General features: G+C 49.9%; 17 protein-coding genes and 1 pseudogene. 9 read left to right on the top strand and 9 right to left on the bottom strand.

Translation table 11 applies throughout. From position 1 onward, the window contains the following. Nucleotides 1-59 precede the first annotated feature (59 nt). The 4 genes from IXB50_RS19510 to IXB50_RS19525 all read left to right on the top strand — a co-directional run bounded on the left by IXB50_RS19510 (nt 60) and on the right by IXB50_RS19525 (nt 5,443). Nucleotides 60-1,295: a mechanosensitive ion channel domain-containing protein gene (locus tag IXB50_RS19510; RefSeq protein WP_215610672.1), complete on the top strand. Its 1,236-nt coding sequence runs from the start codon at nt 60-62 to the stop codon at nt 1,293-1,295. Between the two features lie 716 nt (nt 1,296-2,011). Then, nucleotides 2,012-3,574 (top strand): serine/threonine-protein kinase, encoded by a 1,563-nt coding sequence (locus IXB50_RS19515; protein ID WP_215610673.1) that lies wholly within the window; start codon nt 2,012-2,014, stop codon nt 3,572-3,574. Between the two features lie 192 nt (nt 3,575-3,766). Beyond that, nucleotides 3,767-4,270: a hypothetical protein gene (locus IXB50_RS19520; protein ID WP_215610674.1), complete on the top strand. Its 504-nt coding sequence runs from the start codon at nt 3,767-3,769 to the stop codon at nt 4,268-4,270. Between the two features lie 171 nt (nt 4,271-4,441). After that, nucleotides 4,442-5,443: a hypothetical protein gene (locus IXB50_RS19525; RefSeq protein WP_215610675.1), complete on the top strand. Its 1,002-nt coding sequence runs from the start codon at nt 4,442-4,444 to the stop codon at nt 5,441-5,443. Between the two features lie 336 nt (nt 5,444-5,779). Here IXB50_RS19525 and IXB50_RS19530 read toward each other — a convergent pair whose 3' ends face one another. Further along, complete coding sequence (locus IXB50_RS19530) at nt 5,780-6,433, bottom strand: hypothetical protein (RefSeq protein ID WP_215610676.1); 654 nt, start codon at nt 6,431-6,433, stop codon at nt 5,780-5,782. Between the two features lie 174 nt (nt 6,434-6,607). On the opposite strand from IXB50_RS19530, the gene IXB50_RS19535 reads away from it, so the two are divergent. Together IXB50_RS19535 and IXB50_RS19540 are read left to right on the top strand one after the other, a co-directional pair. Next, nucleotides 6,608-7,336, top strand: a complete 729-nt coding sequence (locus IXB50_RS19535; RefSeq protein ID WP_215610677.1) for a ferritin-like domain-containing protein — start codon at nt 6,608-6,610, stop codon at nt 7,334-7,336. A 66-nt stretch (nt 7,337-7,402) separates the two neighbouring features. Continuing rightward, nucleotides 7,403-8,839, top strand: a complete 1,437-nt coding sequence (locus IXB50_RS19540) for a carotenoid oxygenase family protein (protein WP_215610678.1) — start codon at nt 7,403-7,405, stop codon at nt 8,837-8,839. 6 nt (nt 8,840-8,845) lie between these two features. Here the strand turns inward: IXB50_RS19540 and IXB50_RS19545 are convergent, their stop codons facing one another. Next, on the bottom strand, nt 8,846-9,802 hold the full coding sequence (locus IXB50_RS19545) for a hypothetical protein (protein ID WP_215610679.1): 957 nt from the start codon (nt 9,800-9,802) through the stop codon (nt 8,846-8,848). Between the two features lie 343 nt (nt 9,803-10,145). Here IXB50_RS19545 and IXB50_RS22895 point away from each other — a divergent pair. Next, nucleotides 10,146-10,286 (top strand): annotated as a pseudogene (locus tag IXB50_RS22895) (hypothetical protein); the annotation flags it as partial. Between the two features lie 128 nt (nt 10,287-10,414). Here the strand turns inward: IXB50_RS22895 and IXB50_RS19555 are convergent. Together IXB50_RS19555 and IXB50_RS19560 are read right to left on the bottom strand one after the other, a co-directional pair. After that, nucleotides 10,415-11,065 carry a hypothetical protein gene (locus IXB50_RS19555; protein WP_215610680.1) on the bottom strand — a complete coding sequence of 217 codons (651 nt, stop codon included), beginning with the start codon at nt 11,063-11,065 and terminating at the stop codon, nt 10,415-10,417. Between the two features lie 13 nt (nt 11,066-11,078). Then, a complete protein-coding gene (locus IXB50_RS19560) occupies nt 11,079-16,196 on the bottom strand; it encodes a translocation/assembly module TamB domain-containing protein (RefSeq protein ID WP_215610681.1) in 5,118 nt (1,705 codons plus the stop codon). 484 nt (nt 16,197-16,680) lie between these two features. Here IXB50_RS19560 and IXB50_RS19565 point away from each other — a divergent pair, with 484 nt between their 5' ends. Together IXB50_RS19565 and IXB50_RS19570 are read left to right on the top strand one after the other, a co-directional pair. Next, the gene (locus tag IXB50_RS19565; protein ID WP_215610682.1) at nt 16,681-17,334 is read left to right on the top strand and encodes a hypothetical protein; all 654 of its coding nucleotides are present in this window, start codon (nt 16,681-16,683) and stop codon (nt 17,332-17,334) included. Nucleotides 17,335-17,625: 291 nt separating this feature from the next. Next, nucleotides 17,626-18,669 (top strand): Rpn family recombination-promoting nuclease/putative transposase, encoded by a 1,044-nt coding sequence (locus IXB50_RS19570; RefSeq protein ID WP_215610683.1) that lies wholly within the window; start codon nt 17,626-17,628, stop codon nt 18,667-18,669. A gap of 15 nt (nt 18,670-18,684) precedes the next feature. On the opposite strand, the gene IXB50_RS19575 is transcribed toward IXB50_RS19570, so the two are convergent. From IXB50_RS19575 to tal, 5 genes are all read right to left on the bottom strand, one after another. Beyond that, nucleotides 18,685-19,101: a hypothetical protein gene (locus tag IXB50_RS19575; RefSeq protein WP_215610684.1), complete on the bottom strand. Its 417-nt coding sequence runs from the start codon at nt 19,099-19,101 to the stop codon at nt 18,685-18,687. Nucleotides 19,102-19,330: 229 nt separating this feature from the next. Continuing rightward, nucleotides 19,331-20,515, bottom strand: a complete 1,185-nt coding sequence (locus IXB50_RS19580; protein ID WP_215610685.1) for an HhoA/HhoB/HtrA family serine endopeptidase — start codon at nt 20,513-20,515, stop codon at nt 19,331-19,333. Between the two features lie 266 nt (nt 20,516-20,781). Continuing rightward, nucleotides 20,782-22,125 (bottom strand): glucose-6-phosphate dehydrogenase assembly protein OpcA, encoded by a 1,344-nt coding sequence (opcA, locus tag IXB50_RS19585; protein WP_215610686.1) that lies wholly within the window; start codon nt 22,123-22,125, stop codon nt 20,782-20,784. A gap of 58 nt (nt 22,126-22,183) precedes the next feature. Continuing rightward, nucleotides 22,184-23,713 carry a glucose-6-phosphate dehydrogenase gene (zwf, locus tag IXB50_RS19590; RefSeq protein WP_215610687.1) on the bottom strand — a complete coding sequence of 510 codons (1,530 nt, stop codon included), beginning with the start codon at nt 23,711-23,713 and terminating at the stop codon, nt 22,184-22,186. A gap of 227 nt (nt 23,714-23,940) precedes the next feature. Beyond that, complete coding sequence (gene tal, locus IXB50_RS19595) at nt 23,941-25,080, bottom strand: transaldolase (RefSeq protein WP_215610688.1); 1,140 nt, start codon at nt 25,078-25,080, stop codon at nt 23,941-23,943. Nucleotides 25,081-25,251: the final 171 nt, after the last annotated feature.

Raw genomic sequence — 25,251 nt, forward strand, 5'->3', positions numbered from 1 at the left:
GATAGCCAGCTTAAAAGCTTATAGATAAAGGGATATCGCAAATATTAAACACAGTTAAAATGACCTTTAGAGGGCTGATTTATATCCTTAAACGAGCCAGGGTAGAATCTCGGCTCCAAGATATCCTGGGGGCTGCCATTCAATACGGTTTGCTCTTTTTGGGCACCATCATTCTGTTACAAGCATTTGGTATTGATGCCAGTTCCCTCGCCATTCTAGCCAGTTTACTCGGTGTGGGTATTGGTTTTGGGGTGCAGACTATTACCAACAACTTGATTAGTGGTTTTATTATTACCCTGGAACGCCCCATTCAGGTAGGAGACTTTATCAAAATCGGTGACCTGGTGGGCATTGTGAAACAAGTGGGAGCCCGCAGTACTGAAATTAATACCCTGGATAAGGTCACCATTATTGTGCCTAATTCTCGCTTTTTAGAAAGTGAAGTCATTAACTGGAGCCACGGCAACTCTGTCTCGCGTCTACGGGTGCCCGTTAGCGTTGCCTATGGGTCTGATATTGCCCAGGTGAAAACGGCATTGTTAGAAGCGGTTAAACGTCATCCTGAAGTATTACTGCGGCCTGAACCAGAAATCTGGTTTCAAAGTTTTGGGGATAGTGCCCTCAATTTTGAAATCATGGTATGGACCGGGGATCCGCGTAAACAATTTCGGGTAAAGAGTGATTTGAACTATGCCATTGAGGCTAGCCTGCGTCATTACGGTATTGAAGTTCCGTTTCCTCAGCAGGATCTGCATTTGCGATCGCCTCAGTTGGACGAGATTATTGCCATCCTCAAGCAGCAAGCCATTGACGTCCCGGCTTCTTCTATTCATACAGCATCGCCAGAACCACTACCGTCTCAAGTTCCCTCTCCTCCCGTTGAGCAGCCTGTTGAACAAACAGTAGAGCAGACTCCGCCTCTACCTGATCTGCTGGCTAATCTTGATGTGGAAGCTTTAGCTGAGGCTATGCAGGGACCCCAGGGCATCGACTTGCAGGTGAGTCCGGAGCAGCCTGAGTCTGCGCCTATTTACTTTACGGGGACGGCTGCGGTGGCATGGTTACGGCAACAGCGTCATTACACCCATGGTGGGGCGATGTTGGTGGGTCGGTGGTTGCTGCAGAAAGGGTTTATTTATGCGATCGCAGAAGACCGTGATTTTGAAGATAGTCAGGCGCTTTATCAGTTTTATCGGGATTCGCCTGCGGCGTTGGCTAAAAGTGTTGAGTCGCCGTCAAGTCCTGTGATTTCAGATGGGAATGATACTGAAATATACTCTCCTGAGGTTAATTAGACTGAATTTACTTCGGGCTTATTCAAGAATTAGGCTCATGGTCATAATTATGAGCAATTTTGTTTACCCAAAGGCTAGATAATACTAAATCCGAATTCATTAAGCCCGATTAAAAATAGACAATCCTGTAGGGGCACTCCCTTGTGGATGCCCTTCGATACCGGGTGCTATCAGTCAGGATTTCGTATAACTCGAAGGGACCCCATGCAGCCGGTTTTGCCACGTGCCAACCTCACAAGATATATTGGGCAATTGCAATAGGGGTTGCTCAGGGCTTTCCTCCCCGAACTCCTCCTGTTCGTGGGGGCCTCAACTCCCCCACACCCCCCGCAAGGAAGTTGTCGCTTGTTGCAAAGATTCAGGAGTTACGGCAAGGTCAGGGTAAAAGTTGCTGCATCCAAACTGATGACCAGACTATAAAGCCCTGATTCATTCCCGCATAGCTGAAAGCCTTATATAATAGGGCTCTTCTGTTTTGTATAGAGTTCTATCAAGATCCACCCGCAGCCCTGGCCAAAAGCGTCGAATCGCCTTCAAATCCTGTAATCTCAGATCAAGCCATCACCGAAATCTACTCCCCCGAAGCCAACTAAAAGGCCCTTTGTAGGCTGAACGGAACCTCCCCTGCCCCCTAACTTCTCGTTGGGTTACTCTCCGAGAAGGCAAAGCCTACGTGCTGTTATCCAACCTACCGCCTCTCCCGCTCTCTAACACCAATGGACCTAAACTTCCGACGCTCCCAAAACAGGTCAGACCAACCCCTCGGAGGCCGGTACAAAATCGTAGAAAACCTAGGAGTCGGTGGCTTTGGCCAAACATTCCGTGCCCAGGACCTGCACCTGCCAGGGCATCCCTTATGCGTGGTCAAACAGCTTAACCCCCAGGTAGACAATGCAGAAGGATTGCAAGTAGCCCGTCGCCTGTTTGATACCGAGGCCAAGGTTCTTTACCAGCTAGGCTCCCATCCCCAGATTCCCCATTTGCTTGCCCACTTTGAGGAAAACAAAGAGTTTTACCTCGCCCAAGAACTGATCGAAGGTCATTCCTTAGCAGACGAATTTGAAATCACCCCATGGGATGTGCCCAAAGTGATTGATTTTCTAGGGGATGTGCTAAAAACCCTGGCCTTTGTCCATGAACATCGAGTCATTCATCGGGACCTGAAACCCTCAAACCTGATTCGCAGAAATCAAGATAACTGCATTGTCGTAATCGATTTTGGTGCCGTCAAACAAGCCGGAACTCAACCAGCAGGAGGGATCAGCCATACCATCTCCATTGGCACCCATGGCTATATGCCCAGCGAGCAGCTAGCGGGCCAGCCCCAGTTTAGTAGCGACGTTTATGCCGTCGGGGTCATGGGAATCCAAGCCCTCACCGGTCAGCTACCCAAATACCTCACACCTCATGCTCAAACTGGGGAGCTGGACTGGCATTCCTATGCCCGGCACCTCCATCCAGACCTGGTGGGCGTATTGGACACCATGGTGCGCTACGACTTTCGCACTCGGTATCCCTCGGCCAAGGAGGCGCTAAATGCCCTACAAGCCTTGCCCAAAGAGCTGGAGCAGTATAGTCCAGCCATGCCTGTCTCTGTAGAAACAGAACCCGCTCCCCCTGTCCCTGAACCAACAGGATTGACCGTACCTGCCATGGCACAGTCTCCCCCGACGGCTGTGGCTGCCGGAGCGCGTGCCCCCATGGCTACAGAGGTAGTCTCCCTCCCATCGGTGGAGTCTACCCCATCCCCTCGCCGTCAGCTACCGATTCCTGCCATCATTATTGGCACACTTTTCTTGGCAACGGGGTTACTGATTGGGCGTGCCTGTAGTCCCATATCACCCAATCAGCCAGCAGTTACTGCTACTGATACAGACACTATCCCAGATCGGATTCCGGCCCCCGCTACAGACCCGGAACCCACCCCCCAGCCCGAAGACAAGGGCACCGCCCTAACGCCAGCCATCGCCCAAACTGTTATCGATGATTTCTATAAATATATTTCAAGAAAATCTTGGGATCAGGCAAAATCTCAAACCAGTGATACTGTAGCCCAGCAATTTAACCCTGATTTTTTTGAACAGTTTCAGCAGGTCTCTGTCGAGAATTTGCAGGTAACCGCCCAAACGCCCGAGTACATAGAGTTTCTGGGCCAAAATACCTATGTTTACAACGATGGCTCCACGCAAACAGAAGAGCGAACGTTCATAGTGCAGCTGGTTGATGGCAGTCCTCGTATAGTGGACTCAGCCTTTAAACGGGTCACTAAATTTCGCTAAAAATACAAAGCCATTTTTCAGTATTGTCATTCTCTACTCAATTCCTATCAGTTGACTGAAATCCATATTTAGTGGATTCGCATCAGTATAGACACTACATCAAGGGTATAGGTGCAATATTACGGTCACCCCCCTTGCAAAACGACCATTTAACGCTAAGCTATGGCCCAGACCAGAGTGTTCCTACTATAGATGCCGTCGTCCAGTCAAAATGCAAAACAACCGAATGCCCTAGCGCTCAAACAAGCGGCTAACTGGCAATGTAGCGCCTGTGGAAGACTGTGCCGCCGTCATGATGAACTAGTGGATGACTTTGCCCTCCGAGTGGGGCATGACAGGGATGAAATTGCCGCTCATCCAAAACGCTGGACGCTTCATGTGACAAAGCTTCACACGGACGTTCCTATTATTGTCACTCAGGCTAAATCACGCAGTCCTAGAAAAAGATTGCAGGGAAATTCTAAGGTTGTTCTGTGTGGTTCATGTCATCGTGCTTATCACAACTATCGACGCTGGCAACAGCAACAACGGCAGCAACAGCGGCAGCAAGAACGTTCTGGCCAGCTAACCCTGAATGATATTCGTCTCCCCCTGACGGGCCTACAGCTATCGTTAAATGAATGGGGCACTCCCTACGAAATTGTGAACCCCTTACCGCGACAAAGACGGATCCGATCTCCGAAGGCATCCAGTTAGAAAATCGACTTGCGGTTTAATCGGGGTGGTTCCGCCGGGCCTCTATATCCACACATGCCCAGATAAGCTAGAACAAGAAGCGATACTGTATCGTATTGCTAATTTTTTCATGAGCATTGGGTTGCTATTGAGTATGGTTAACAATCGCTGTGCCCTGTGGTATGCCTTAGTATGGGAATCGACACTCAAAATTTTTACCCCACCACCCATTGGTTTGTCCCCCTCAATGAGCTCGATGCTGAGGCGGGGGCACCGCTAAGGCCAGCGGACCTAAAACCATCTGCAGCTGAACCCCTGGCAAATGAGGGTGATTCGTTTTTGGTCACATTAGAGAGTTTGCTGATTGTCAAAAAGTACGATCGCAAAAGTGATAATGATTTGCTGGTGAGATCGCGACTCAAATACGGCAATGACGCCATTGTAGAATCCATTAACTTCTTTGAGAACGATGTCCCTGCAGGAGTCGTCAGAAATAATCTGCTGTGTGAGTATATCTACTCTCAAGACCACTATTCCAAACTAGACCGGGTCCATCTAGAAATCGAAGTGATGGAACTGCCGGGGGACATTAGCCTGGACAAAAGTATCGCCAAAGGTCTCAGTATGATCAAAAACACCTTTGGCGTTGTTCTCAGTTCCTTTTTACCCTTTGGTGGTGTGGCCTTCGATGTGATGAAGAAAGTTAACAGCGTCAGAAGCGAAAAGCGTCAAATCTTCTTGAGCAAGCTAGACCTTTACGGAGAAGGCGGCGAAGGCGAAGCCCGTCTGCGCTATGGGGCCTATATTTTCTTCAAAGAACCTATCGATGCCTCCCCCTATAAACTCCACAAACTAGAGGTCAAACACCTAGCGCCAGCAGATGCCGCTAAACCCTTGCCCCACGACTACATTGTCGTCAAAGTCGTCCAGGCCCCTATCCGGGTGGGTAGCAGTGAAGAAATCGCTTTAAACAACCAAAAACTAGCGGCATCTCTAGGTACCCCGGATGGCCAGATGGATGTTAACGCAGACTGGCAACCAAACTTTGACCGCATCATTCCCGATGCTGAGAAACTGCGCAAACTAGCAATTTTCTACGGCTTAAAGAAACGACAAGACGCCCGAGAAACCCTGGATGATGCTCAGACTAAGCTTTATCAGAAACTACTCCAGGAATTACAAGAATTTATTTAGGAGTTTGTAACTAGTAATTGTTGCGATCTACTAGTGGTAATCGGCGGGATTTTGAATAGGACAATAGCTTGGACAGTTGGTTAGGAGTTTCAAGGTGTTGCTTGGGGTCCCTCCGAGTTCCCCAAACCCCCATGGGCATGGCGGGATGCCGCCCTACAACCCTCATACTGGGTTATCCCTAATGGCATTAAGTTGGGGTTACGGCGGTGTCAATTATAAATGTTCTGGACTGGTCTCTGCGGGAAATTTAGAGTATAAAACTCAAATCATGAGGTTATTTTAATGGTTCTTTATTTTCGTGCAGGTCTCGACTGGAACTCTCTCAATAAATCCTAATCACCTCTGCCACTCTACTTGTACAAGCTTGATCTCTTGCTCATTGTAGGCAGTGAAACTTGCCCGTACCTGCTTCTCTGACCAATCCATACCCGTCAGGTGATACTTATACTCATTTCCGTACTGCGTTCGAGCTAGTTTCAAGGCGTTAGAGGCACCTGCGCTATTGCGCATAGCGTTTATAACGCCGAACGGCAATATGGTGTAAAGTGCACCTAGAATAAACGCGACTCTCGGCACAGAGACCCCATGGCCAGCTTTACGACTGGCCGATACCACCGATGTCTGCCACAGTTGCTTGTATACCCAGCAAAGGAGAATAATCACGGCGAGTTTCATCAGCAGTGACACAGAAAGACTCACCGGCTCAAGGCGAAACTGAATGGCCCATAGTTCTAAGGGCCTTAAAAAGGGATAAAGAACGATTGTGCTCACAAAGCTCGCGATCGCAAACGCTGAACAGCAGGTGACGATAGGAACAGCCGCTGGCTTACCCCGAAGCAGAAAGCCCCCGGCAATGACAGCCAGGATATTGAGCCAGGAGGAATAACTCTGATCGTTTAATAGGGCATAGATCATGTAGATGATGTCGACCATGCCTATTAAAATCAGTACAATACCCACTCGCCTTAACGGAGCGCGATAATCATTCATTCGTTATCTTTCGTTGCCGGTCTGGCCATTGTGGCATACCCGAAGAAGCTGGTGCCAGGTCCAGAAATACCGATCTAAAATACCGATCTAAAGTCTCGATGAAGACAAGATCATCCATCAGGAAAACAGGCCTAGTCAGCCTGAAGTCCAACGCTCACGCTATTGGATGTTCCCATGACCGCCACTACTTTCACATCGACTGTCAAACTCACTAAAGACTGGGCCAGACTATTTTCGCGTAATACCCAGCAATGGCAACAATTTGCCGCCAACTTCGATGTACACACGGTGCAATTAGACCCCGCATTTATCAAATCGATTCAAGCCTTTCAACTAGCCGAACAGTCCGAGGGTAAGCGGCTGATGGCCATTGCCCAACAGTATGCAGCCCGCCATAACGCGCCAGATTATGTGAAAGCGATTCAACAGTTTATTGGTGAAGAACAGCGCCATGCAGATTATTTAAGTCGGGTGCTCCATGTCAACGGTGCCGGGACACTGACCAAACAATGGACCGATAGCGTATTTCGGCATCTGCGCAAACTAGTGGGACCAGAGATGATGTTATCACTGTTGCTCATGGCGGAGATTATTGCCATTGCCTACTATTCATCCCTAGCCCGCGCCAGCCAGGATCCCCAAGCCAAACAACTGTTCGAACGGATTCTGCAGGATGAAACCACCCACATCCAGTTCCATTGCGAATATATGACCCGATCCACACCGCTGCTTGATTCTCTCCGCTGGAGTGCCCAGCGTGTGTTTCTCGGCCTAGTCACCATTGTGATTTGGTTAGACCACAGCCATGTGCTCAAACATCGCTTTTCCTCTGTGTTTCAGATGATGGACTACTGCAATCACCTGCTCACAAAATGCATGAGAACGGCGTTGTCAGCTAGCTGATATACCCTATAGTCGATATACCATGGCTCCCTATACTGGGAACTGTTCATAGCTCCCAGTCATGTGATGCCAGCCCCAACCCGCGATCGCAATGCATTTAGTCAGGGTAAACCACTGTGGTCTCGTGCGATCGCAACCCCCACCGTCGAATTTGGTCCCACCCCCTTAACCGTACTCGTGGGACAGGTTCCGACAGATTTACGCGGTAGCCTGTATCGCAATGGTCCCGGTCGTCTGCAGCGCGCAGGAGAGACCGTTGATCACTGGTTTGATGGTGATGGGGGCATCCTGGCCATCCACTTTGCCGCTGGGGGCGCAACAGGACTGTATCGCTATGTCCAAACCCAGGGACTCCAAGCAGAAGTAGCCGCCAACCGATATCTATATCCCGGCTATGGAAAACCAGCCTCCGGTCCATTCTGGAAGCGTTTGAGCGCTAAACCCAAAAACGTAGCCAATACCTCTGTCTTTGCCCTACCAGATAAACTGTTGGCCCTATGGGAGGCAGACAATCCCCATGCCCTGGATTTAGAAACCCTAGAAACCCTGGGTTTAGACGATTTAGGCATACTGCAGCCCCGTCAGCCCTATTCAGCTCATCCCAAATGGGATACCCAAACAGGAGACCTGTATAACTTCGGTGTTGTCTTAGGTCGTCGGAATTACATTCAGCTTTACCGCAGCGATGCCACCGGCCAGATCCGCCAACAGGGGCAGCTCCCTTTATCCCGAACATCCCTGGTCCATGACTTTGTCCTAGCGGGTCCCTACCTTATTTTTCTCATCCCACCTGTAGTCCTGTCGCTATTACCAATTTTGTTACAGAACAAGGGCTTTAGCGATGCCATGCAATGGCAACCTCAGCATGGCACGCAAGTTATTGTTGTTGATCGCCATACCCTAGAAGAAGTCTCCCGATTTGAAACCGATCCCTGGTTTCAGTGGCACTTTGGCAATGGCTATCAAGTAGCCGATGGGACAGTGGTGATTGACTATGTCCGCTACGACAACTTTGACACCAATCAGTGGCTCAAAGAATTTGTTACAGGATATCCAAAAACTCCAGTATCGGCGCGATTATATCGATTGAGGATAGATGCCGCTGTAGGCAAAGTTCTATCTAACGAGCCCCAGCTAGATCAAGAATGCGAGTTTCCCATCGTAGCGCCCCAGGATGTGGGACAGTACCATAACTCTCTCTTCTATTGTTATAAATCCCAACCCAAAAACGAAGAATATTTCGACAGCATCGGTTGTTTACAGCCTGACAGCGGTCGCACTAGCCAACTAACATTTGCCAACGGCTGTTACCCCATCGAACCCACCTATGTCCCAGGCCCCCAAGGCACCGACTGGATCCTCACCGTAGTCTTCGATGGCAACCAAGACCAAAGCACCCTCCAGATTTTGCCCGCCGATAATCTAGAAGCAGGCCCCATTTGTATTTTGGCGCTCCCCGAAATCATCCCCTTCGGCTTTCACGGCACCTGGAAAACCAAATAATTGAAATTACGAACACAAATCACCATGCCATGCCTGACGTCCCCGATCCGCATAACAAGAAACCTGTTGTCCAACCCAGTCAATCCGCCATTGGTCCCCATCCGGAACAAACACTAACCGATAGCGCCTGGCATACACCGAATCATCTCCCCCACCTTTGGTCGTCACACCAATCACCCGACGCCGATCGCTCGTTTCCAAAACCTCGACAGCATTAGTACGACGAGTTTCCTCATTCGGCTCCGGCACATAACCAAACAGTGATTGCGTCAACGCCAGTGGATCATCCACAGCACCTGCCTGCATAAAGCGTGAGTTTTCCAAATCATCTTTACGATATTCAAACTTATCGCTAGGAAACGGCATAGCATCCAGATCGAGCGGCACCCGATTAATTTCAGCTAGGCCCTCTGTTGTCCAACCATAGGCAAAGGTCTCTTCGTCTCCCCATAATTCTTGAGCACCCTGGATTACAATCTGATCATTTACCAGCGCTACCTCATAAACCACGCCAAAAAAAGCGGTATCCGCATGAACCGGTCGACCCTGTTGATTTAGCACTACGGCTAAGGCAAAATAGCCATCCTCTTCATTTTTAGCATCCTGTTCATTCTCAGGCAGCACCATCAACGGCACCAGGACATCTTCCCAGTCATCACCGTTTAAATCATGGTGGATAAGCGCAAAGTCGCTTTCCACATCGTGGGTGGGAAGATACACAACGGCACCATAATCAAACCCTTCGGAGTCCATAAACTCAGTAAAGGTGATCGTGGTGGTGACTACTTGACCACGTCCAGGCACATCTAGCCTGTATTCCAGCGGTTGTAAGTCCAATGCCGATAAGCGTTGAGCACCTACAGGGGATGACGTCTCGGCAAACCCGCTAGGAATACAGCTCATCAACCCCATTAGACCAGCCAAACCAGTCAATCGAAGTGCATATTTCAAAAAAACTGCCATATGAACTGAAATAGTCGCGCTTTAGAAATCTACAAAGCTAACGGATCGATTTCAGAGTCAACTCAAGCCGCTGACTAAATCTTTAAGTAAACGGGCATTGCTAATCCTCGACAAGAAGAACGTTGAACAGGCATCGTACAATCCGTGACCTATATAAACAGATATTTTCTTGATTAGTATATCCGTACGGTTGACTGAACCAGTTTTCATTAACGTGTGGAACAATCCAGAGGATGATATCTACAATGGGTTATAGCTTTGGCGATATAGTAGATGATTCAGTACGTGTTCATTTCACGACAAAAGTTGTGCCTGTCGTGAAACTCGGTATGAAGACGACACATCAGAGCAAGTTAAAGCGCTTTCCCTCAGTCAACTAGTGCAATTAGAAACGGCTTATAAAGACTTTACCTCTGTTAATGATTTAATCGATTGGTTGCAGGCTCAAGCAAAAGCTGATAACACTGATACCAATCACTCGTAACCCCCTTGACCGACTACTGATGAGTGCCTCATCCGCCTACCAACTACACCTTAAGCGAAGACATAAACCACGTCCAAGATGAAACCTACAGGCCAAACCTTTAGTTCTGGCGGTGGACAATGTTTATTTCAAATTATTGCTTTGAGGGCTTTGCGCTGGGCAGGTTGAGCAATTTTCATTGCTGTTTTTAAGTGTATATCCCCCCTATAATTAGCATGTTTTTTCACAACCTTAACAACAGATTCGGCATAGACCTCTGGCTCAACAACCTCAGCTAACGCGGTAAAGTAGGAAGGTAATACATTCTCCCAAGAAACACCAACCTGCCAGGAACCGCTTTCATCGGCAAAGAAAATAATGTCATCACGACATTCATCAACTTCATCCAAAAGTTCAATCAGGACCTCGAAAGCTGGATGTGCTTGGAAATATTCGCCTGCTTGACATTCTTTAATACACCGATTCATCAATCGCTTAAACTCAGCAATCCAGTTGATGGTCCCTCGCGACTGGTCCATATAATTACGTGAATTAACCCTGAAGGATTCGTAATATACTCCAGCCAGGCTATCTGCTTGGAAATCAAGCACTTCTTCCAGGATTAACTCATCTGCTATTTCATCGACCTGAAATGAATCTAGATCTAAGACGCCTTTAAGCAATTCGGGCAATGTTTCTTGGGGAATCAGTTCAATTGCCCGATCAAGTAAAAATAGCAACTCCTCCGTATCCAAGTTCTGACGGATAGATTGACGTAGTAAGCTGATATCAATAGGCACCGTGACTTACCCCCTAAAACTCAAGTCGATATTCCAACCTAACTTCAGTATCATCCAGGTTAGAAGAGCCTCGCAGTCGAACCTCTTCGGTCAGTTCGTACTGTAAACCAAATTGAGGCGCATTACCGTTATTAAGGATCTCTAAAACACTGACATTAATATCGTCGGTAACTTCAAAGATAGCCTCTACACCAATGCCAATGCCGGCGGTACTATCCGTCGCCGTATCGGTAGTGGGAAACACGCTAAATGATTGAAACCCAATGGCATCTGTTAAGTTGTTCAAGAATCCAACTACATTGCCAGCACCAACAAAACCCGCCAGCTGGGTTAACCCAGCACTGGTTATGCCACTGAATACATTATTGCCCAGTAGAGATATTAGCTCGCCTTGACCACGGGATGGATCACTTTCTAAGACGACCACTTGACCCAGCTTATCCTGGGCCTCGCCCGTGGATCCCTGGGCCAGATCTCGCGCATTCAGATCGACAACACTTGCTTTTATAGTGACGTATTCCACACTCCCCAGGGCATCAATATTTTGATCGTCAGTGACTTCAGATGAGACAAAGCCTGATTCAGAAATGGCAGGCACTCGTGGGGTATCTGTTTCCTGCACCCTAGTTCTCATGGTCGCATTCAAAATCGGATAGATGCCATTGCTGGGGATAAAGGTAGCCTTATTTTCCTCACCCCGATCCAACCGAAACTGTGTGGAAAATAGATTGATCCAACCCGACTCCAGTTCAATTTCTCCTTCAGGTCTTGGGTTAGCCAGGGCACCGTCAACAACAATATCCCCCGATGCCCTCAGGTTAAAGAGGGGCTGTCCTTCAATCAACAACCGATCGCTCAGCTGAATTTCAAAGCCATTGAAACTAACCAGTTGACCAACGATGCCCAATGGTAGCTCGTCAGAAGATTCAGTCACCAGATTTTCTTCTCCAAAAAACTCCTCTCGGTATAGAACAACAGCTTTGGCCATCTGTCTAACGATGGGGTTATTAGGCTCATCTGCAGCTTGAGGATTGGCGTCCGCCTCTGCAGTATCGCGATTGGAGTTTCTGAGAAGATTGGCGTCCGTCTCTGCAGCATCGCGATTGGAGTTTCTAAATTGACTGGCTAGCTCAAAGGTGCTAACTTTCCCTGCTCCAATCGCCAGATTACCGCCTATCACCGGAGCAATGACTGAACCATCAACCATGATCTGTCCATCAAATATGGACTTGACCGTACCGCTGTAGTTAACGGGTAATTCTCCTAAGGTAATTTTGATGCCATCTGTCGGCTGATCAAAGGGGGAAAGGGGCAGTCGTCCGTTCACCTGTAGCTGTCCGTCCTTCACATTTGCCTGCAGCTGTGGAATCGTTAATCCACCAGCCACACGGGGAATGTTGGATTCTCCAAGGGAAAATTGTTTGTCTAATAATGTCAAATCAAATTGAATATCTCCAGTCAGGTCGGTAATCGGATCTTCTAAGAATTCGCTACCTACCACACCGTCTCGCAGTTTGACATTACCCGTAACAACGGGCTGATTGAGGGTACCGTCTACTTGAACAACAACTTTTCCCCTTCCCGACTCCCAACGCACCTGATCCTGGCTCAGGGTGTTAATCACATCAAAACTGTCGTCAGGCACCACTGCTTTGATGGCCAGTCGCTCAGTAGACGGCTTCACCGTCATAAAGGGCAAGGCATAGGGAATGGTCCCCCGCAGCGTAATGGGTGCATCATCAGGGTCAATGGCCACATCACCAGCTACATCTAGACTGGCATTTCGATAGCTAAAGTTTGTCTCCACCCGTTCAATGGGATAGTCATTAATCTGAGGATTGACGATGATGGCTTCGCCTTCAACGATCGGGTTGGCTAAACTACCGTCAAACTGTGTGAATATATCCAACTCACCCGTTGCCGCTACCGGCAAGGGATAGATATATTCCGCTAGCTCGACCGGCAGATTATCCACCGTCAGCTGGCCTGTTAACTGTTCTAGATCGCCGTTTCCAGATAGATTGATGATTGTCTCTCCCGCCGTGATTAAAACTGGTTCGAAATTCACACTCAGTTCTTGCACATCACCGCTAATAACAAATTCATTGGGTGGTGCGTAGGGTCCCCACTGCCAGCTATCTCCTTGAATATCGAAGGTGGCTTTGACATCGTTTAGATAGGGGGAATCTCCAGTCACGGCGATAGTGCCGGTAAAGCCACCGGATAGATCGGCCAAGGTTGGAATCACCAGCTGCCCCCCATCGTCAATATCTTTAGGCTGACTTTCCACAAAGGCCACAAAAGCTTCTAGTTGTTCCAATAAGGACCCAGCAGGTAACTCCGCAGGTACCACGGCTAAATCAGCGGCAGATCCTTCTGGTTTAGTTTGGTCTCGGAAACGAAAGACGCTCAGATCAATCTTTTCCACCAGTGCTACCAGATCTTCGATGCGTCCCTTTTCGACGGTTAGTTCTCCCTCGTATTGCAGCTGAGGGATAACACTGGCGCTACCTGTTAGTAAATATCGACTGTTGTCTAGCAGCAGTTCTCCCTGCTCTAGGGTGGCGGTATTGTCGGCATAGCGAAATGTGGCCGCAAGTTGTTGGGCATCGACCGGAGCTAGGGTGGGTTGTACAATGGTCACCTCACCGCTGGCCATGGGGTTAGCAAAGTCTGTCAGGTCAGCGTCTATGCTGGCATCTAATAAACCCGCTACCTGGCCAAAGCCTGCGGCAGGTCGGACATTTAATTTGTCTAATGGTAACTGAACAATGTCGGCATGGATTTGATTGCCTTCGCCATAGCCCTGGGCGACAAATTCCTGGTTACGTACTTCAAAGGAAACGGGCCAGAAGCGATTGTCCAACGCTAGCTGTAGCCGATCTTGGGATCCCTTTAGGTCCAGGCTACCACCCTCTGCTAAGGAGAATGAGATTGGACCGGCCAGGGGTTCAAAAACAAGGTCGTTGAGGGCGAGGTTATCGAGTCGAGCGGCTCCTGCCAGTAGGGGATTGTCTAATGTGCCGGTGATCTGTCCGTTAAAGCTGGTGAGCCCCGCCAGTTGCCCATAGTCTCGCACGTTGGCTGGGGCAATGTTGTTGAGGGGGTGCAGGTCAAACTGTTGTAGGGCAACGTTTAGGTTTAAGTCTCCGATGGGGATAGGCTGGTCAAAATCGATGCCGATGGTGCCGTCTGCCTGAACCCCCGGAGCGTTAAAGGACTCGATGGCAATCTGGTCTCCCTGCCACTGGAAGGCCGTTGTCCAGTCGCCGGGTTCTAGCAGGGGCTGGTTGGTGTTGGGGATGAGGATGAGGGTGTTTGCGATCGCAGCCCTACCCCCCGCCTGCACCGTAGCCAAATCAAACTCATACAAATTCCCTGCCGCATCCAGCTCAGCACTCAACAGACCCTGGGCCTGAGGCGTAAACTGGTCCACCGGCACCTGGTCCGTGGCCACCGTTGCTTGCCAGGCACCCCCTTCTAGCTGGGCAACAGCATTGGCCGTGACGGTGCCACCAAACACCTGCAGACTAGTATTGTCCACCACCAACCTATTATCAGCAAAGGTGAGCTCCCCCTGACCAGGAAACGTAGACTCCGACAATTGCCACTGGGCAAAGGCCGTCTGGGCTTCCAGAGTCCCCTCAGCTTCTAGCTCTGCTGTTAAGGAGCCAATCACCATCTCCGGTGGCAGCGTCACACCATAGAGCTGAGTAAACGGATCCACCGGTAAATCTGCCTGACCCGTCAGTTCAAACTGAGGATTTTTCAAATCAGTCAAGTCAGCCTGTCCCTGGGCCAGAACCACCCCACCAGCTTCCGGGACCAGACGCAGCTCCGTTAGCTCAAACTCTTTCAGCTCAAACTCCGGCAGCGGCAGTACAAAGTCAGCAGACACCGTGGCCAGGCGAACTTTGTCCACCTGTAAGGGTTCAATATTTACCAGGCGTCCCTTGACATTAGGCTCGGTCAGCTCACCCGTCACCTGAGTATTGAGTTCAAAGGGCACCGTCGGATCGACCGGCAAGTTCTCAGGCAGTTCGAAAGCGGCCAACGCTTGCACATCGGCCAGGCTAACCTCAGGAATCTGGGCGGTGAGGTCATAGCCGTCATCCCAGTCCACGGTGCCTGCGGTCAATAATGCCACATCGCCTACCTGTAGTTCCGTATTCTCCAGGGTGACCCGCTGTCCCTGAAACCTGAGCTGGCTACGAATATTGCTCACCGGTTCAGGCAGATCCTGGACCAATACCTGACCATCTCGAAACTGGGCCGTTCCCTGCACATCCACAGACGATTCATCGAGCTTACCGTCCTCGGTCAGAGCTGCAGCCACCGTCAGGTTGGTATTGAGACTCCCTGAACTCAGGCCCACCAAGGACGGCAACAGGATATTCACCCCAGTGGTCGGCAGGTCTTGCACCCGCAAGTTAGCCTTTACCGCCTGATTTTCTAGATCGCCCTCACCTTTAATATCAAAACTGCCAGCGTCCACATCACCTGTCAGGTCAAAATAGACTTGCTTGGACTCTTCACCAGAAAATTTAGCAATAACATCAGCTCCGGTGACCTCCACAGGTTGCCGAGGGACCAAAGCGTTTGGCTCCTGAATTAATGTTGACGCACTGACACGGGCGTCCTGGATTTTAATGGTCTGAATTTCTGTGGTGATGGCGGGTTCTTCTTCAGGCGGATCCGGCAGGGATAGCTCAAACCACTGTCCATCCTTGCTCTGCACCAGGGACACATCGGGACGGACAAGGACAATATCGGGTTTAAAGGTTTTCTGAAAGACTAGACTTTTCAAGTCGAAACCTACCGACACCTGGTCCACTGTCACCGATGACTCATCCGTTGCCGTTGAGGGCAGTGTGGTTTTACCCAGCTGTACTCCCGAGAGGGACAGACGCTCTACATCGCCCAAATCAATCGGTCGCTCGATGATATCAGCCACTCGGTCTTCCACCAACGGCATCACCTGGCTATTGATCACCCGTTTGCCCCAAATTGCCCCGGCAATACTCCCCAGTGCGATCACCACCCCCAATCCAGCCCCAACTTTAAGTAGCAAAGCCAAATATGGACGCCGGGGCAGCTGTTCAGCAGGCGTCACATTAGACGAATTCGACATGGGCGAGCAGGGGTTACAGCCAGGGTACAGAAGTACGATCCTTATTCGTTATATAACGAATTAAGCCACCAAAACTGTCTTCCCCATGACTCTACTGTTATCTGTAGGTGCCCATATATGCATTCAGACTGGCGCGCAGTTTTTCAGATGTTTATTTTTTGGAGTCATAAAAAAACAACCTCATGGTTTGGGTTTTCTGTGCTAAATTTTCCGCAGAAATCGATTCAGGGCACTGATAATCGACCCCGCCGTAACCCCAACTTAATGCCATTAAAGATAACCTAGTACGTTGGGTTGTAGGGCGGCGTAACGGCCATGCCCAGGGGGTTTGGGGAACTCGGAGGGACCCCAAGCAACCGGTTTTGCCAATTATCAATTTCCCAATTCAGGCCATGAGCTAGTTTCTTAACAGCTCCTTAATCCCTGATATAACCTTGAGCAATCAAATATACTGACGTTGAAAAACTAAATCCTGGAAGACGCCATGGCGGATAACCTGCCTGCTGCTCAATCTGCCTCTAACTCCGCTGAAGATTCGCAAGTCCAACGCATTGCGGCACGAAGAACCAGGATTCAAAAGATCTTACAACTATTAGGGCTGTCCACTGGCAGCATTGGCCTGGCCCCGACCATCCTGTTGCTAAAACAGGGGCAATGGGGATTGGCAGTCCTGGTAGGGTTGGCCTCCATCGGTGTCATTGTTTTGGCCTTGGCCTACAAATTCCTGACGGATCTGATCAATCGGATTTTAGATCGCATCGAAGAAAAACTAGACGCCAGCAGCGATTCCCTGGCAGCTTGGATCGTCGCCCAGTTAGAAACGGCGGCTATTAACTTTTGGTGGAAGATCACCCCCCAGTTCAAGGGTGAATACTACAAAAGTCTAATTTATGGCTATCGCTCCTATCGCACCCAAGGACTCAAAACCCCAGGGGACTTTAAACCTGATTTAGACAAGGTATTTGTGCCCCTACGCATTACGTCTAAAAGCCTGGAGCAGATTTCCCCCGCGTTAATCCAGCGACAAGAGACGGCTGGAGATTTAGAGATTTGGGACTTTCTCGGAGCCAGTAAAGATCAATCAGCGTCAGGTTTAAAACCTATTTCACAAGAACAAACTATACGAAATCCTGACTGATAGCGCCCGATATCGAAGGGCATCCACAAGGGAGTGCCCCTACAGGATGGTCCATTTTGAATCAGGGTTGAGGAATTCGGATTTGGTATTAGAAACTGAGAAAGTTCGTAACTGTCCTAGAGATCCTGTTGGCTGCGCGAAGTCGGAGTCAACATACCCAGCCAATATATCTTCTTTGACTCCGCGCAGGGAACTCTTACAAAAATTATCAGCACCTGCTAACACTTGAAACAGGTTGCCATCACACATCCGCTTGTAATACATTAGTTCTGGTCACCTCTATTAATTGCAATGCGGCGCGATTCTCTCTTCTACCGCCTATTCCAAAAATCGCCTAGCCTGCTCTTTGATCTGCTACCTGTATCCCCCTCTGACGCAGCCGCCTATCGCTTCGACTCAGTCGCCATCAAAGAACCTAAATTCGAAATTGACGGCGTCTTTCTGCCACCCGAAGGTGGCGACAATCGCACCGTCTACTTTTGCGAAGTCCAATTTCAAAAAGATGAAAAACTCTATGAGCGCCTCTTTGGCGAATCCTTTCTCTACTTCTACCGACAACGCCATCGCTTTGACGACTGGCAAGCCGTCATCATCTATCCCGCCCGTACCACTGAGCAAACCCAAACCCATCCCTATCGAGCCCTACTAGCCAGCGATCAGGTCCATCGTATTTACTTGGATGAGCTAGGCGATCCTCAAGACTTACCCTTGGGTTTGGGGCTAATACTGCTCACCAGTGCCAACCAAACCCAGGCAACCCAGCAAGCCCGCACCTTAGTTGCTCGGGCACAGCAAGAAATTACCAACACCACTGAGCAGCAAGCCATAATAGAGTTAATCATCACTATCATGGTGTATCAGTTCACCCACATCAGTCGGCAGGAGGTAGAAATGATTCTGGATATACGCTTGCAAGACACCCGTGTGTACCAAGAAGCCAGGGAAGAAGGTGTACAGGAAGGTTTGGCCCAGGAGCGAGCACTGCTCACACGTATGCTGACTCGCAAGGTAGGAAAATTATCCCAGTCTGCGTCCTTACAAGTTGGGCAGTTATCCTTTAGGCAATTAGGGGATTTAGGTGAAGCCCTTCTAGAATTTCAGGCAATGGCTGATCTAGACACCTGGTTAAATCAACTGACTGAAAAGCAGACTGAAGTTGTCAAAAAGTTAATTCAAAAGTTAGGAGCATTAGAAGCATCTACATCAGATCAGATCAAAGAAATTTCCCTCAGCCAGTTGCAGCTATTAGAAGAAGCTTATAAAGACTTTCCATCTATCAATGATTTGACCGATTGGTTGCAGGCTCAGTCAAAAGCTGATGCCACTCTGTCGTAAGCCAGACCAATATAGCTAGTTTTCAGTTTTAGGCAACTGTCCCTGGGGTCTCAGCTGACGTTCACCCTGCGCCAGTGCTTTTTGCACGGCAAATAATTGTTCCTTATCCAAAGCCTCAACAAAAATTCTCAGCAAAAACAAACTCGCCCCGTTCGACAACGTCTCCATGCCATCAGGATAAATCGCCAAAAACTTCGCCTTCTCACTCTCACTCATGCCCAGGGCAATGCTTTTGCCATCCACATAGACCTCTTTGCGTCGCCCAACAATCTTGGACCTAATCTCAAAATTCTTATCCCATATCTGCCAATTGATCCAAACTTCTTCCTGTTCCTGTAGACCTGGATCAAACCCATAACGACCGACAATGTAATAAGTCGGCTCCTGAGCCACAGGATCCAACGCTTGCATCTCAATTTGGCATAGCAGCATCGTGATTACTCCTTAAAACAAATGACCAAAGCCCTGGCAGAGCTTGACTGATAAACAATCCTGGTAAGGGATCTGCTTAAAAATAAAGTACTGACTCAAAGCCCCCAGTATTGGGAGTTTGGGGGCTTGACGAATAGGCTAATAGAAGATTATTCCTCACTACGTTTAGTTTTGGCCGCTTACTTAACACTTTAGGGGCTGCGCCTTGTTCCAGCCCAGCCCCTTATGCCTATTGACCGACCTCCTGTAACTCCGCCGGACGCACAGTCAAGCTCTCCGTCTGCTCACCGCGAATCACTTCAAACCGCAATCCCTGACCAATCTTGCTACCCTCGACAGTATCCTGAAGCTGTTCTGCCGTTGTCACCGCCTCACCATCGATTTTCACAATTACATCCCCCCGGCGCAGTCCCCCTTTTGCCGCCGGACTATCCGGCACCACCTGCACAATCAACACACCCTCCGTCTCAGGCATCGTCAGCACCGAGTTGGGGTCCTCATTAAACTGCTTCGCCTGCTCCACAGTCAGGTTTGTCATCTGGATGCCAATAAACGGATGGGGCACCCGCTTGCCCTCAGCCAAGAAGGACTGAATCTCCTTCGCCTTATTAATCGGAATCGCAAAGCCAATGCCCTCTGCATCTGCCCGAATCGCTGTATTAATGCCGATCACCTCGCCCTGCTCATTCACCAAAGGGCCGCCCGAGTTACCCGGATTAATCGCTGCATCCGTTTGTACAAAGTCCAAGCGCTTGTCCGGGATACCCACCTGAGAGCTAGACCGGTTCAGCGTACTAATAATCCCCAGAGTGACCGTATTATCCAGCCCCAGGGGGTTACCTACTGCGATCGCCCAGTCACCCACCTGCAGCTGACTAGAATCCCCCTCAGGAGCCACCGGCAGATTATCGCCCTGAATCTTCACCACGGCTAAATCAGACGGCTCGTCAGTGCCCTTGACCTCACCATCAAACGTACGACCATCTTTGAGCGTGACAGTGACCTTATCCGCGCCGCTGACCACATGGGCATTGGTCAGGACCAAACCACTACGGTCGACAATAAACCCGGAGCCCTGCCCCTGCTGACGAAATTCCTGGGGTACCCGAGGAAACGCATCATCGCCAAAGAAACCACGGAAAAACGGATCATCAAAAAATGGATCAGGCGCACGGGGCGCCACCGTACGTTCCGTATCCACTCGCACCACGGCTGGTCCTACCCGATCCACCGCCGCCGCGACAAAGTTATGGGGCGTATCTGGAATTCTTGAAGCTTGTACCAGCTGGGTGGTCGGTGGAGCGACCTCAGCCACGCTGGGAGGGATTATCCATTTAGAGAATAATCTTAGGGAAGATAAGGTTAATGCCACGCTCAGGACAATGACTAATGCGTAGTTCCGTATCTGACGCATAGGATGTGCTCTCAACTCAACAGATCAACAGTTTAAGATCAATAGTTTGCTCCTTCATCAGCAAACCTGATTGATTTCTTTTTCTATTGTCTGCAATGTCCTGAAGAATTGTGAAGTCAGGATAACCCTACCCATTAGGGACAATGGCTTTTGGGATCAACCAGGATTTCCTATCGCTCGGCAAGGCTTAGTTAAACATAATAAAACAGCGTCAGGCATAGGCACATGGCTTATACCTGACGCTGTTTTTGGGTTGGATTGAGAGACTAATTCTGAGCAGCATCCAACAGCTTCAAAATCTGAGCTGTCACTTCTAAACTCTCTTCAAACAACACATCTTCTCCCCAACGCTGTAGCTGCTGCTCTAACAACAGATCAGACCGCTGGTCAGAAATTGCAGTCACCTCCTGGATATAACAGGACTGGGCACCACCGCCAGATTCCATCCGCATACAACCTGCTGTCTCGGAGCAAAGAATGGTGCAGCAGTTCGCATCTAAATTGGTCGACGACATCCGCAAGCCCGTTAAATCACCGAGCACCTCACCGACATCCGCCACCGGAATCGCGGCTAGCTCCACATCGATGGACCGGCCATGCTTGCTGCCATCTAGTGTAATCCGCCGCAGATCATAGTCCCCACCCTCTTGCTTATAGTCCTGGGGCTGCCAATTTAGACGACTAGCCAACCACCCCAAGTAAAGCAACGCCTGGGCTGCATTCCCCTTCTCATAGTCGACACCTACCTGGTCCATCTCCAACAATGCCACCCGTCGCTCAGGTGGATCAAAGGACGCTGCAGATAGCTCCTGCCAGGGGGCCAGACGATACCAGTTTAGATCGGCCACTTTAGTCCCACTGGCCACCAGCTGATGAATTTTTAACAGCTCTGACTCAGGATTACCGTAATAGCTGGAGTCTAAAATAATGCAGTTACTCACCTCGGCCATGGACTGAAACAGCAGCTGCTCAGGATTGGGTGTGGCCTTCCACCAGACAAATTTGGGTAGGTCAGCGATGACCAAAGACTTGACCAGGGTATCGACCCGATCCAGGGCTTCTTTGGTCCCCCGCAGGGTGATGTACTCACAGCATACCAACCGACTACCGCTGCTTTTTTGCACCGGGCAGTAGGCCGAGACCTGGGCCGTTACTCCGGTGTCTTCATCATCAAAGGTGGGACATAGGGTAATCACTCGACAGGGGTTCTGAGCGGCTAAGGCCTCATTTAGGTTAAAGCCCCGCAGGTCGGCATTGCTAAACCGTCGCTTTTCAGGCGGCAACTTCTTAAACTCTTTACGCAATCGCTTTAATGTGGCTTGATCGACACGATTGGTGATGGGTAGATCATAGGTTTGTTGGGCGGTTGCGATCGCACTCCTCGTCGCTGGTCCATGCTCCCCATCAATGGGATTAGTATAAAACCCAAGCGCTGCCAGGAGCTGTTGAATCTCCTCAGGCTCATAAATAATCACACTAAACGTAGTCGCCCGCGTTGCCACACCAGAGACACCGCTGGCATAGTTATGCCATATCTCCCGAAGTTCAGCTTCAATATCGTCAACAGAAATGTCCTTAGGTTTTTGTAGTGTAACTAGAGAGGTCACCATGGTTTTAAACGCGCGATTGGATAGTTATTAAGTGGATCGAGGGAGACTAGGGAAGAGATTAAAGACGCCGCCAACGCCGACCGACCTTATTCAGCAAAAATTCAGCTTCTACCGGTTCCCAGGTACCGGCTTCATACAGCGGAATCTGGGCCGGATCTGCCGGACTATCCCAGGCCTCTAAAACGGGGGTCAATACCCGCCAGGACTCTTCTACTTCATCCCCTCGGGTAAACAGAGTTTGATCTCCCAGCATCGCATCTACCAACAATCGAGCATAGGCATCGGTGCTAGGTTGACCAAAGGCCGCATCATAACGGAAGTCCATATCCACCGGACGGGTGCGCAGGGAACTACCCGGCGTCTTCACCTCAAACCGCATCGAAATCCCTTCATCAGGCTGAATCCGTAGGGCCAGAATATTGTCATTCATCTGCTTTGCCGCCGACTGAAACATCAGGTGAGGCACCTGCTTGAAGTGTATCGAGATTTCAGACACTTTCTTCGGCATTCGCTTACCCGTACGTAGGTAGAAGGGCACCCCTTGCCAGCGCCAGTTATCCACTCGCATTTCAATCGCGGCAAAGGTATGGGTGGTAGAGTCGGTCGGGGCACCGTCTTCTTCACGGTAACCCGGCACCGACTCGCCCTTCATCCAACCCTTGGTGTATTGCCCCCGGATCGCACACCGATCCAAATTTAGGGGATCAGCCAACCGCGTTGCTTGGAGTACCTTCACCTTCTCATCCCGTACACTTGATGCTGCCAGAGAGTTGGGCGGTTCCATCGCTGTCAAGCAGAACAACTGCATCAGGTGATTTTGCACCATATCTCGCAGGGCCCCGGCGGTTTCATAGTAGCCCGCCCGCCCTTCTAGACCGACGGTTTCTGCCACCGTAATCTGCACATGGTCAACAAACTGTCGATTCCATAGGGGCTCAAAGATGGCATTAGCAAACCGGAACACCAACAGGTTTTGCACCGTTTCCTTACCCAGGTAGTGATCGATGCGATAAACCTGCTCTTCAGGGACCGCTGCCCTCACTTTTTGGTTTAGGGCCTGGGCTGATCCCAGGTCACGACCAAAGGGTTTCTCAATGATTAAACGTTGTTTAGTTGGGTCGGCCAGCATTCCTGCTGCCCCCAGCTGTTGGGTGGCTTCTGCAAAAAAGCGCGGTGCGACTGACAGATAAAACAGCCGATTGCCCCGCGTATACCGTTCTTCATCCAGCTCGCTCAGAAAGGCCTTTAGCTTCTGATAGCTCTCAGGCTTATCGATATTGCCGGGGCAGTAATACAGCCCAGATGCAAAGTTCTCCCACAGCATCTGGTTATGAATACCACCGCCATAATCTTCGATCCCTTTTTTCAAATGCTCTCGGAAGAATTCGTGGCTCCATTCCCGACGAGAGACACCGACAATCGTCAGCTCAGGAGGCAACCGCCGCTCCTGACGCATCTTATATAGAGAGGGTACCAGCTTCCGCTGGGTGAGATCCCCCGATGCACCAAAAATAACTAGAATCTGAGGCTCTGGAATACGATCTTGTTGGAGACCAACGCGAAGGGGATTTTCTAGAAGAGAAACCATGGGGGAAGAGGAGAGAGGGGAAACGGGCAACGTAACGTGGGAGTGAGGGGGAGCAGGGGAGGTGGGGGGAGCAGGGGAAGGGAGTCTTAATTAATGTGGGACGTTTTCTGGAAGATAGTCGTTGGTAGTTAGTCGTTAAACTCCAGTCAGGGACTAACTACCTACCACGAACCACGAACTTCCTTACCTGATCGGAATTTCCCGGCTTATGCGGCTACCCCCTTATCTTACGCAGGAGATAACTGCTTGACTTTCATCACCAACGAATCCATTAGCTTGTCAAAGGGCTTGATGAATTTGTCGATGCCTTCGGCCAGCAGCTCGTCCATGACGTCATCCAGGTTGATGCCCACAGCGGGTAGGGTTTCAATTACGCTATAGGCCTGGTCTACATCAGATTCAATCCGGCTGCTGACATCACAATGGTCGGCACAGGCTTCGATGGTGTTGGGGGGCAGGGTATTAACGGTGTCAGGCCCAATCAGCTCATCGACGTACATGACATCGCTGTAGGCAGGGTTTTTGGTGCTGGTGCTGGCCCACAGTAGACGCTGTACCTTGGCCCCCTTGGCCACCAGTGCCTGCCAACGATCGCTCTGGGTGATCTTTTTATACTCTTGGTAGGCTAGCTTGGCATTTGCGATCGCAACTTTACCCTTCAGTCCAGCAATCTGCTCACGCTTGCGACCATCGGCCTCGGCCAGCTGGTCTAGCACATTATCCACCTTGCTATCGATACGGCTCAAGAAGAAACTGGCCACCGATGCCATCGAGCTAATGTCATGACCATCGGCTAAGCGACCTTCTAGCCCGCGAATGTAGGCCCAGGCAGTATCGATATAGCTCTGTACCGAGAACAATAGAGTAACGTTGACGTTGATCCCGTCGCGGATAGTCTGCTCAACCGCTTTTAGACCTGCGGGTGTCCCTGGAATCTTGATCATCAGGTTAGGGCGACCAATGGCTGTAGCATAGCGACGGGCCTCAGCCAGCGTACCCTGAGCATCGTGGGCCATGTTAGGCGGCACTTCTAGACTGACATAGCCATCCAAACCATGGGAGGACTCATACACAGGCTTGAGGACATCGCAGGCCCGACGAATATCATCAAAGACTAGAGACTCGTAGATTTGATCAACAGACTGACCGGCACGGACACCGGCTTCAATTTCTTGATCGTAAATTTGATTACCTGCGATCGCCTTCTCAAAGATGGCCGGATTTGAAGTGATCCCATGGACATCTCGGCTACCAATCAGCTCAACCAGCTCGCCAGAAACGAGCAAATCGCGGCTGAGATTATCCATCCAAACACTTTGACCGTGGTCCTTTAGATGCAAAATTGGGCTGTCATTGACTGTAGTCATGGGTGGGTTATCCTGGGTAACTTGTCTATTTGTTTTTTGTTTAAACCTGTATCAGGTATGGGTCAGGCGACATTAATGTTGTCCAACATTAATCACACCGTGGTTTAGCAGTCGGTGGTGCAGCGGCAATTTCCAAGGCAAGTATTTTCCACAAAAAATACTTGCCCGTCA

This window comes from Leptothoe spongobia TAU-MAC 1115 (assembly GCF_018739885.1).
Taxonomy (GTDB): domain Bacteria; phylum Cyanobacteriota; class Cyanobacteriia; order Phormidesmidales; family Phormidesmidaceae; genus Leptothoe; species Leptothoe spongobia.

What these genes read in the sequence shown, in the direction of transcription:
- tal (WP_215610688.1), bottom strand. Translation starts at nt 25,080, where the DNA reads ATGACTACAGTCAATGACAGCCCAATTTTGCATCTAAAGGACCACGGT.
- opcA (WP_215610686.1), bottom strand. Translation starts at nt 22,125, where the DNA reads ATGGTGACCTCTCTAGTTACACTACAAAAACCTAAGGACATTTCTGTT.
- IXB50_RS19510 (WP_215610672.1), top strand. Translation starts at nt 60, where the DNA reads ATGACCTTTAGAGGGCTGATTTATATCCTTAAACGAGCCAGGGTAGAA.
- IXB50_RS19565 (WP_215610682.1), top strand. Translation starts at nt 16,681, where the DNA reads ATGGCGGATAACCTGCCTGCTGCTCAATCTGCCTCTAACTCCGCTGAA.
- IXB50_RS19525 (WP_215610675.1), top strand. Translation starts at nt 4,442, where the DNA reads ATGGGAATCGACACTCAAAATTTTTACCCCACCACCCATTGGTTTGTC.
- IXB50_RS19520 (WP_215610674.1), top strand. Translation starts at nt 3,767, where the DNA reads ATGCCGTCGTCCAGTCAAAATGCAAAACAACCGAATGCCCTAGCGCTC.
- IXB50_RS19545 (WP_215610679.1), bottom strand. Translation starts at nt 9,802, where the DNA reads ATGGCAGTTTTTTTGAAATATGCACTTCGATTGACTGGTTTGGCTGGT.
- IXB50_RS19540 (WP_215610678.1), top strand. Translation starts at nt 7,403, where the DNA reads ATGCCAGCCCCAACCCGCGATCGCAATGCATTTAGTCAGGGTAAACCA.
- IXB50_RS19560 (WP_215610681.1), bottom strand. Translation starts at nt 16,196, where the DNA reads ATGTCGAATTCGTCTAATGTGACGCCTGCTGAACAGCTGCCCCGGCGT.
- IXB50_RS19570 (WP_215610683.1), top strand. Translation starts at nt 17,626, where the DNA reads ATGCGGCGCGATTCTCTCTTCTACCGCCTATTCCAAAAATCGCCTAGC.
- IXB50_RS19580 (WP_215610685.1), bottom strand. Translation starts at nt 20,515, where the DNA reads ATGCGTCAGATACGGAACTACGCATTAGTCATTGTCCTGAGCGTGGCA.
- IXB50_RS19575 (WP_215610684.1), bottom strand. Translation starts at nt 19,101, where the DNA reads ATGCTGCTATGCCAAATTGAGATGCAAGCGTTGGATCCTGTGGCTCAG.
- IXB50_RS19530 (WP_215610676.1), bottom strand. Translation starts at nt 6,433, where the DNA reads ATGAATGATTATCGCGCTCCGTTAAGGCGAGTGGGTATTGTACTGATT.
- zwf (WP_215610687.1), bottom strand. Translation starts at nt 23,713, where the DNA reads ATGGTTTCTCTTCTAGAAAATCCCCTTCGCGTTGGTCTCCAACAAGAT.
- IXB50_RS19515 (WP_215610673.1), top strand. Translation starts at nt 2,012, where the DNA reads ATGGACCTAAACTTCCGACGCTCCCAAAACAGGTCAGACCAACCCCTC.
- IXB50_RS19535 (WP_215610677.1), top strand. Translation starts at nt 6,608, where the DNA reads ATGACCGCCACTACTTTCACATCGACTGTCAAACTCACTAAAGACTGG.